Source organism: Pseudomonas sp. (assembly GCF_037994325.1).
Lineage (GTDB): Bacteria > Pseudomonadota > Gammaproteobacteria > Pseudomonadales > Pseudomonadaceae > Aquipseudomonas.
Window position 1 is genome coordinate 1 of sequence record NZ_JBBNAH010000707.1, and the last position, 8,301, is coordinate 8,301.

The window sequence follows — 8,301 nt, forward strand, 5'->3', positions numbered from 1 at the left end:
TCTCCGTACCTGGGTCCCCGCCTGCGCGGGGACGACGAGGAGGGATGCTAAGACACCGTCATTCCCGCGTAGGCGGGAATCCAGAAGGCTGCGGGGAAAGCCAATCCTAGCGGCCGGTGCATCTCCATACCTGGGTCCCCGCCTACGCGGGGACGACGGGGAGGGATGCATAAACCTCCGTCATTCCTGCGTAATCAGGTGGGGGTGTTTACAACATTCCCACCTGATTACGCCCGGCATTCTTGGCCTGGTACAAGGCCCGGTCGGCCGTCTGAATCAACAACCGATGCTCTTCGTTCTGCTGCGGCAGCATGGTTGCCAGGCCAATGCTGACGGTCAGCACCGAGCCCTCTTTGGGTGAGGTGTGGGGAATGTTTAGCGCTTCCACGGCGCGGCGGATTTTCTCGGCCACCAGGCGCGCACCGCCCGATGAGGTGCTCGGCAGCACCATGGCAAATTCCTCGCCGCCGTAACGCGCCGGCAAGTCAGAAGGCCGGCTGCAGCCGCCGCGAATGGCGTCTGCCACTTGGTGTAACACTTCATCGCCCTTGAGGTGGCCAAAGCCGTCGTTGTAGGCCTTGAAGTAGTCCACATCAATCATCAGCAGCGACAGCTGGCTCTGCTCGCGCATGGCGCGGCGCCATTCCATTTCCAGGTATTCGTCGAAGTGGCGGCGGTTCGATAAGCCGGTCAGGCCGTCGGAGTTCATCAGCCGTTGCAGCACCAGGTTGGTTTCCATCAACTGCTGCTGGCTTTCACGCAGGGCGCGGTGGGCTTCGTCGCGTTGCAGCTGCATTTGGAACGAGCGCGAGTGGTAGCGAATACGCGCAATCAGCTCGATGGCGTCGGGCAACTTCACCAAATAGTCGTTGGCACCGGCGCCAAAGGATGAGCTTTTGACCATGCCGTCGTCTTTGGTCGACAGCACGATAATGGGGATATCCGCCGTGACAGGGTTGGCGCGGTAAGCCCGCACCAGCGACAGACCGTCGACGCCCGGCATCACCAGGTCCTGAATGATCACCGTAGGTTTAATCGCAATGGCCTGGGCCACCGCCTGATGCGGGTCGGAGCAGAAGTGGAAACCGAGGTTGGGCTCATTGGCCAGCACGCGGCGAATGGCTTCACCAATCATGGCCTGATCGTCCACCAACAGCACCATCACGGCGTTTTCGTCATTAATCACTGCGCCACTACCCTCGCTTAATCATTGTTGTTTTTCGCTTTGCCCGGTTTGCTCCCGTAGGGTGCGCTGTGCGCACCAGACGGTATGCCGTTAAACCCGGTGGTGCGCATAGCACACCCTACGCCCATAGCCGGCACACCGTGGGGGCTATCGCCTCCAACGGGCAAATCTCTACAGCTGCATCAATGGCCGCCGCCGCTTTGGGCATGCCATACACCGCCGATGAAGCTTGGTCCTGGGCGATGGTATGGAAACCCCGCTCACGCATTAGTTTCAAGCCATTGGCGCCGTCGCGGCCCATGCCGGTGAGCAATACGCCAATGGCATTGCCCTGCCAATACTGGGCGACGCTTTCGAAAAACACATCAATCGAGGGGCGATAAATATGCTCGCTGGGCGCAACCGTGTAACTCAACGTGCCGTCTTTAAGCAGGCGCAGGTGGTTATTGGTGCCGGCCAACAGCACGCTGCCCACCTGCGGTTGCTCGCCATCCACGGCCAAACGCACCGGCATATTCGACGCACTGCACAGCCACTCGGCCATGCCGGCGGCAAACACCTGATCCACATGCTGTACCAGCACCACCGCACCAGGAAAGTCGGCCGGCAGTTGCTTAAGCAATACCTCCAACGCTGCCGGGCCGCCTGCCGACGAGCCAATGGCCAATAAGGCCTGGCGTTGGCGCGCGGGCGCGGCAACCTGGGTACGCGCGCCGGGGCGATTTTCCTGTTGGCCCAACAGCCAGCCAATATTCTGAATTTTGCGCAACAACGGCGCGGCGGCCTCGCGCGGGTCGCCGACGCCCAGTGCGGGAGTGTCGACCACATCCACCGCGCCATGGCCCATGGCCTCGAATACACGGCCCATGGTTTGCTGCGAATTCACCGTCACCACCACAATGGCGCACGGCGTGCTGGCCATAATCTGCCGGGTGGCTTCCACGCCGTCCATCACCGGCATCATCAAATCCATCAGCACCACATCGGGTTTTTGCTCGGCGCATTTGGCCACCGCCTCGGCGCCATTGACCGCCACCCAAATCACCTGATGCGCCGGCTCCAAAGCCAACGCGCGGCGCAGTGCCTCCACCGCCAGGGGCATATCGTTGACGATCCCTATCTTCACCCCTACGGCTCTCCAATCAGGTCGACGACCGCATCCAGCAGCGCTTCGTCATGGAAACTGGCCTTGGCCAGGTAATAATCGGCGCCGGCATCCAGGCCACGGCGGCGGTCTTCTTCCCGGTCTTTGTACGAGACCACCATCACCGGCAGCGACTGCAAGCGGTTGTCACGGCGGATCAGGGTGACCAACTCAATGCCGTCCATACGCGGCATATCAATATCGCTCACCAGCAAATCAAAGTGCTCGGAGCGCAGCGCGTTCCAGCCGTCCATACCATCCACGGCCACCGCCACGTCATAGCCGCGTTGCAACAGCAACTTGCGCTCCAGCTCGCGCACGGTAAGGGAATCGTCCACCACCAGAATGCGTTTGCGCGCCACCGCGCCGGCTTGGCGGCCACGGTCGATACGCTCCAGGCGCCCGGTGCTGAGCAGTTTTTCCACCGAGCGCAGCATGTCTTCCACATCCAGAATCAGCACCGGCGTGCCGTCGTCCAGCAGCGCGCCGGCGGAGATGTCTTGCACCTTGCCCAGCCGCGCATCAATGGGCAGCACCACCAACGTGCGCTCGCCAATAAACCGCTCCACCGCCACGCCATACACCGCGTCACGCTCGCGAATCACCACCACACGAATATCGCCCGCCGACGCTTCGCCCTCGGGCCGCTGCAACAGCTGGTGCGCCGCCACCAGGCCGACATGCCGGCCCTCGTGCCAAAAATGCTGACGGCCCTCGAGCTGCACAATGTCCTCGGGCGCCAGCTCCAACATGCGTTCGATCTGCGCCAGGGGAAAGGCATAGGCCTCGCCACCAATCATCACCACCAGGCTGCGCACCACCGACAAGGTCAGCGGCACCTCCAAGTGGAACGTCGCGCCCTGCCCCGGCACTTGCCGCAGTTCAATGGCGCCGCGTAACTGGCGGACCATATGCTGCACCACATCCAGCCCCACGCCGCGGCCCGACACCTCGGTCACCGTGTCGCGCATGCTGAAACCGGGCAGGAACAAAAAGCTCAGCAGCTCTTCCTCGCTCATCTGCGCGATGGTGTCTGCCGTGGACAACTGCCGCTGGGCAATGGCCCCGCGCAGCCGCTGCAAGTCGATACCGGCGCCGTCGTCACTCAACTCCAGCACCAGCAACCCGGCCTGATGGCGGGCATGAATGCTGATCACCCCTTCTGCCGGCTTGCCCGCGCGCGCCCGTGCGTCCGGGCTTTCTACACCATGGTCGACGGCATTGCGCAGCAGGTGCACCAAGGGTGCTTCGAGTTTTTCCAGCACCTCGCGGTCGACCTGGGTTTTCTTGCCTTCAACTTCCAGGCGCACCTGCTTGCCCAGCGAGCGACCGAGGTCGCGGATCATCCGTTCCTGGCCGCGCAGCACATCGTTAAACGGCCGCAGACGACAGGCCAGCGCAGTGTCATACAACAACTGCGCGCGCTGCTCCGACTGCCAACTGAATTCATCAAGATCACTCGCCTGTTGGGTGAGCATTTGCTGGCACTCGTCCACCAGGCGCCGGGCATCGGCCAACAGCTCCAGGGTTTGCGGGTCAGAGGTGGTTTGAGTGAGGGCGTCCTGCACCGTATTCAGCGCGCGGCTGGCCCCGGTTTGCAGGCGCTTCATGCGCTGCATGGAAGTGAGGAACGGCTTGAGCCGCTGCGACTCCACCAGCGATTTGCTCGACAGATCAAGCAAGCGATTCAGGCGTTCGGCCGTAACGCGCAACACCCGCTCGCCACCGGCATCGGCCACGGCCGCCTCCTCCACAGGAACGGCCGCAGGCAGCGGTTGTGGCGAAGGCTGGTGCACCGGCGGCGGCGTAAACGCTGGCTCAGGCGCGGCTATCCGGCTTTCCTGCATGGCGATCAAACCGCCACGACTCATGATGTCCATCTGCTCCACAAAGCTGGCGACGTCCTGCGGCGTGACCCCGGCCTCAGGCTTAGCCACGCGCAAGAGCAAATCGGTGCCTTGCAGCAGCGCATCAATATGTTCTGGGGTCAGGCGCAAACGCCCTTCCTGGGCACTGACCAGGCAATCTTCCATCACATGGGCGATGCCCACGCCGGCATCCACGCCAACAATGCGCGCCGCGCCTTTTAACGAATGGGCCGCGCGCATGCACGCCTCAAGCTGGTCAGCCTGGGTGGGGTTGCGCTCCAACGCCAGCAAACCGGCATTCAGCACCTGGGCTTGGGCCTCGGCTTCCAGCTGGAACAGCTCCAGCATTGAGGCATCGCGCATTTGATCCGGGGTCATGTCAGGCTCCGCATCACGGCGTGAAGTAGTAGCTCTTCATCCAACAGACGCACGCTGCGTTGTTGCCACTGCAGCACGCCACGGGTGTACTTGCCGCTAGCAGCGCTGCTGCTGGTGGCGCTGAGGTTGGCCTGGCTGGTGCTGGCTTCGGCCAGTTGTTGTTCGGCGAAGGCGTGAATGCCCAGCACCTCATCCACCGGCGCCACCACATTGCCGCCCTGCCCGGCCAGAATCAGCAGGCGTGGCACCACCCGGCCGCTGGTTTTTGCCGCCGTGGCATCCAGGCCCAACAGCTCCGTCAGCGACACACAGGGCACCAGCGCACCGCGCACATTGGCTACGCCAAGCAAGGCCCGCGAACGTTGGTGCGGCAACGAATGAATCGGCGCCAAGGGCGACACTTCCACCAACATGCGAGTGGCCAGGGCCAGCCACTCTTCGCCCAGGCGAAACACAATCAGCGAACGCGTGGCCTGCTGCGTTTGCACATCGGCGTGGTCATACAGCGCCACATGTTCCTGGCTCAGGCTGTAGCGGTCGAGCAGGCGCGTGGCGGCGGCGGCATACACCTCGCAGTTACGGCAGTGCACATGCTCAACCAGCGCCGGGCAGCTTTTGTCGCCGCGCACGCCAATGCGGTTCCAGCAGTCATCCACCGTCTGCTCACCGCCGTGCAGGTTCAAACCGACTTCATTCATTGCGGCTTACCCCACGCAGTGCCCGCGCCTGCATACGTTCGGCGCCGGCCTTATCACCCTGCGCCGCCAACAACGCGGCCAACTGCGCCAGCGCGGCCGGGTGTTGCGGTTGCAGGTACAAGGCCTTGCGGTAAAAACCCTGGGCGGCGACGCTGTCGTGGTCGACTTCGCTCAGCAAACCCAACCAATAAAACACCTCTGCCGACGGCCCGTGGCTAGCCAGGTAGGCTTCGCAATGCTGGCGAGCTTCGGCGCTGCGGCCCTGATTGGCCAGGGTGGCGATCTGAGTCATTTGCGCGGCGGTATCGTCCACCTTGGCTGGGGCGTTCGCCTTTGGCTTAACCGCCAGCGGTTTGGCCGGTTGTGGGCGCACCAGCGGTTTTGAAGCCATGGCCCGAGGCATTACGGGCGGCGATGGCAAGCTGGTGTGGCTGGGCGCTGCAGGCATCTGCCGGCGAAAAGCAAAAGCCAAAGGAATCCCCAACGACTGCATGCCCACCCGAGTAAACAAACTGGCCTCGGCCGGGCCGATAAACAGCACGCCATCGTCACGGGTCAGGCGTTTGAGCACGTCCAGCACCTGCTCCTGAGTGGCCAGGTCGAAATAGATCAGCAGGTTGCGGCAGAACACCACGTCATAGGCCGGCTCGCTCGCCAGCAACCCTGGCTCGAGCAGATTACCGCTACGAAAACGCACCTGTTTGCGCACCCGTTCATTCACCGCGTAGCTGTTATCCACCGCCTCGAAATAGCGATTACGAAACGCCAGCGACTCGCCGCGAAACGAGTTGCGCCCATATACGCCCAGCGTGGCGCGCTCAATCGAGGCCGGGCTTACATCCAACGCATCCACCTGAAAGCGCTCCGGCGCGATGCCGGCATCCAGCAAGCACATGGCAATCGAATAGGGTTCTTCGCCGGTGGAACACGGCAGACTTAGCAAGCGCAGCGGGCGGCTGCCATTAAGCTCGGCAGCGCGGCGCACGGCCAGGCGCGCCAGGGTGGCGAAGGATTCCGGGTAACGGAAAAACCAGGTCTCCGGCACGATCACCGCTTCAATCAGCGCCTGCTGTTCAGCCTCGGAATGCTGCAACTGCTGCCAGTAGGTTTCCAGCTCGCGGCCCGGCACCATCGCCATGCAGCGCTGCACCGCGCGCTCGATCACCGAGGCGCCCACGGTAATGGCATCCAGGCCAATCTTGTCTTTAAGCAACTGCTCGAAACGTGGGTCGACGGTCATGGCGCCGCCCCTTCGGCAAACAGCAGCGCCTGCACATCGGCCGGCAATAGCTGCTCAATCTGAATGCGCTGAATCAGGCCCGCAGGGGTTTCCAGCACCGGGCCGAGAAACGGCGAGGCGACGCTGCTCAACCCGTATGGGCGAAAGTCGTCGGCGGCGCAGCGCAAGGTGTCGCTGGCCTGTTCCAAAATCAGGCCCAGTTGCCGGCTCTGGCCATCGGCGCTGCGGTAATGCACCAGCACCGTTCGCGTGCTGGTGCGCTGCACGGCGGCCGTGCCCAGGCTCAGGTGGCACAGGTCAATCACCGGCACCAACTGCCCGCGAAAGGCAAACACCCCGGCCACCCACGCCGGCGCACCCGGGATGCTTTTCAGCAACACCCGTGGCAACACCGCCACCACCTCGCGCGCGGCCAGGGCATAACGCTCCGTGCCGAGGGAGAACAGCAAGTAAAGCGGCGCTTTGGCCTGCTGCAGGTCAGTGGGCATGGTGAACCTTAAACCTTAAAGCTCGACACGCCGCTACGCAGGCTGCCGGCCACCTGATTGAGCTCGTCAATGGCAAAGCTGGCCTGGCGCAACGACTCCACCGTTTGCCCAGTGGCCTCGCCCAATTGCGTCAGCGCCTGGGTAATTTGCTCGGCACCGGTGGCCTGCGCCTGCATGCCCTCGTTCAGTACCACCACACGCGGCGCCAGCGCTTGCACCTGGTCGATGGTTTGCGACAGCTGCTCGCCCACCTCCTGCACCTCGCCCATGCCACGGCGCACCTGTTCAGAGAATTTGTCCATGCCCATTACGCCAGCGGATACCGCCGACTGAATCTCACGCACCATCTGTTCAATGTCGTACGTGGCAACGGCGGTTTGGTCAGCCAAACGCCGCACTTCGGTGGCCACCACCGAGAAACCGCGGCCATATTCGCCGGCCTTTTCTGCCTCAATGGCGGCGTTAAGCGACAGCAGGTTGGTCTGGTCCGCCACCTTCACAATGGTGGTCACCACCTGATTAATATTGCTGGCCTTCTCGTTAAGAATGCCCAGCTTGGCATTCACCAACTCGGCGGCGCCCATCACCTGGCGCATGGTGTCTTCCATGCGCAGCAGGCCCACTTGCCCGGCGCCGGCCAATACCGAAGCCTGTTCGGCGGAATAGGAAACCTCGCCCATGGTGCGCACCAAATCGCGCGAGGTGGCGGCAATTTCCCGCGAGGTGGCGCCAATCTCAGTGGTGGTGGCGGCGGTTTCGGTGGCGGTGGCTTGCTGCTGTTTGGAGGTGGCGGCAATTTCCGTCACCGAGGTGGTCACCTGCACCGCCGAGCGCTGCGACTGCGACACCAGCTTGGTGAGGTCATCAATCATGGCGTTAAAGCCGCTCTGCACCGCGCCAAACTCATCGTTGCGCACATCGTTAAACCGCGTGGTGAGGTTGCCGCTGCGCATTACGGTAAGAATCTGCGTGAGGTTATTCAGCGGCCCCATAATCGCGCGCATCAGCACAAAGCCGCTGACCAACGCCACCGCAATCACCAACAGCAGCGACAGCACCATGCTCACCTTGGCCTCGGCCGCCTGGCTGGCAATGTTGGTGGTGGCCACATCGGCGCGGTCTTTATTGAACTGCACCATTTCCAGCAACTGCTCACGGCCCTTGGCCCACACCGGGCGCAACTGCTCATTGAGCACCTTGCGCGCCACCAGCGGCTGGCCCTGCTGGAACTGGCCGAGCACGTCGGACAACAGCTTATTAAATTGCTCACGCTGCTTTAAAAATTCATTGAGGTGGGCT

At 62.8% G+C, this 8,301-nt stretch carries 7 protein-coding genes; all 7 read right to left on the minus strand.

Features of this window, described 5'->3' with window-relative positions:
- Nucleotides 1–208 precede the first annotated feature (208 nt).
- On the minus strand, nt 209–1,162 hold the full coding sequence (locus tag AAAB16_RS23370; protein WP_340665502.1) for a diguanylate cyclase: 954 nt from the start codon (nt 1,160–1,162) through the stop codon (nt 209–211).
- Nucleotides 1,163–1,304: 142 nt separating this feature from the next.
- Entirely contained in the window at nt 1,305–2,312 is a 1,008-nt protein-coding gene (locus AAAB16_RS23375) for a chemotaxis response regulator protein-glutamate methylesterase (protein WP_340665496.1), read from the minus strand.
- A gap of 2 nt (nt 2,313–2,314) precedes the next feature.
- Nucleotides 2,315–4,576, minus strand: a complete 2,262-nt coding sequence (locus AAAB16_RS23380; RefSeq protein WP_340665497.1) for a hybrid sensor histidine kinase/response regulator — start codon at nt 4,574–4,576, stop codon at nt 2,315–2,317.
- Nucleotides 4,573–5,274 carry a chemotaxis protein CheW gene (locus tag AAAB16_RS23385; RefSeq protein ID WP_340665498.1) on the minus strand — a complete coding sequence of 234 codons (702 nt, stop codon included), beginning with the start codon at nt 5,272–5,274 and terminating at the stop codon, nt 4,573–4,575. The genes AAAB16_RS23380 and AAAB16_RS23385 overlap by 4 nt, the downstream gene beginning before the upstream one ends.
- The gene (locus AAAB16_RS23390) at nt 5,267–6,514 is read right to left on the minus strand and encodes a protein-glutamate O-methyltransferase CheR (RefSeq protein ID WP_340665499.1); all 1,248 of its coding nucleotides are present in this window, start codon (nt 6,512–6,514) and stop codon (nt 5,267–5,269) included. Before AAAB16_RS23390 ends, AAAB16_RS23385 begins: the two co-directional genes overlap by 8 nt.
- Nucleotides 6,511–7,002: a chemotaxis protein CheW gene (locus AAAB16_RS23395; RefSeq protein ID WP_340665500.1), complete on the minus strand. Its 492-nt coding sequence runs from the start codon at nt 7,000–7,002 to the stop codon at nt 6,511–6,513. The genes AAAB16_RS23390 and AAAB16_RS23395 overlap by 4 nt, the downstream gene beginning before the upstream one ends.
- Nucleotides 7,003–7,010: 8 nt before the next feature.
- Nucleotides 7,011–8,301 (minus strand): methyl-accepting chemotaxis protein (locus AAAB16_RS23400; RefSeq protein WP_340665501.1); only part of this gene is annotated, 1,291 nt, incomplete at its 5' end.

Bases quoted from the DNA above. Each gene is read 5' to 3' on its own strand.
- AAAB16_RS23390 (WP_340665499.1), bottom strand. From the start codon at position 6,514: ATGACCGTCGACCCACGTTTCGAGCAGTTGCTTAAAGACAAGATTGGC.
- AAAB16_RS23395 (WP_340665500.1), bottom strand. From the start codon at position 7,002: ATGCCCACTGACCTGCAGCAGGCCAAAGCGCCGCTTTACTTGCTGTTC.
- AAAB16_RS23380 (WP_340665497.1), bottom strand. From the start codon at position 4,576: ATGACCCCGGATCAAATGCGCGATGCCTCAATGCTGGAGCTGTTCCAG.
- AAAB16_RS23385 (WP_340665498.1), bottom strand. From the start codon at position 5,274: ATGAATGAAGTCGGTTTGAACCTGCACGGCGGTGAGCAGACGGTGGAT.
- AAAB16_RS23370 (WP_340665502.1), bottom strand. From the start codon at position 1,162: ATGGTGCTGTTGGTGGACGATCAGGCCATGATTGGTGAAGCCATTCGC.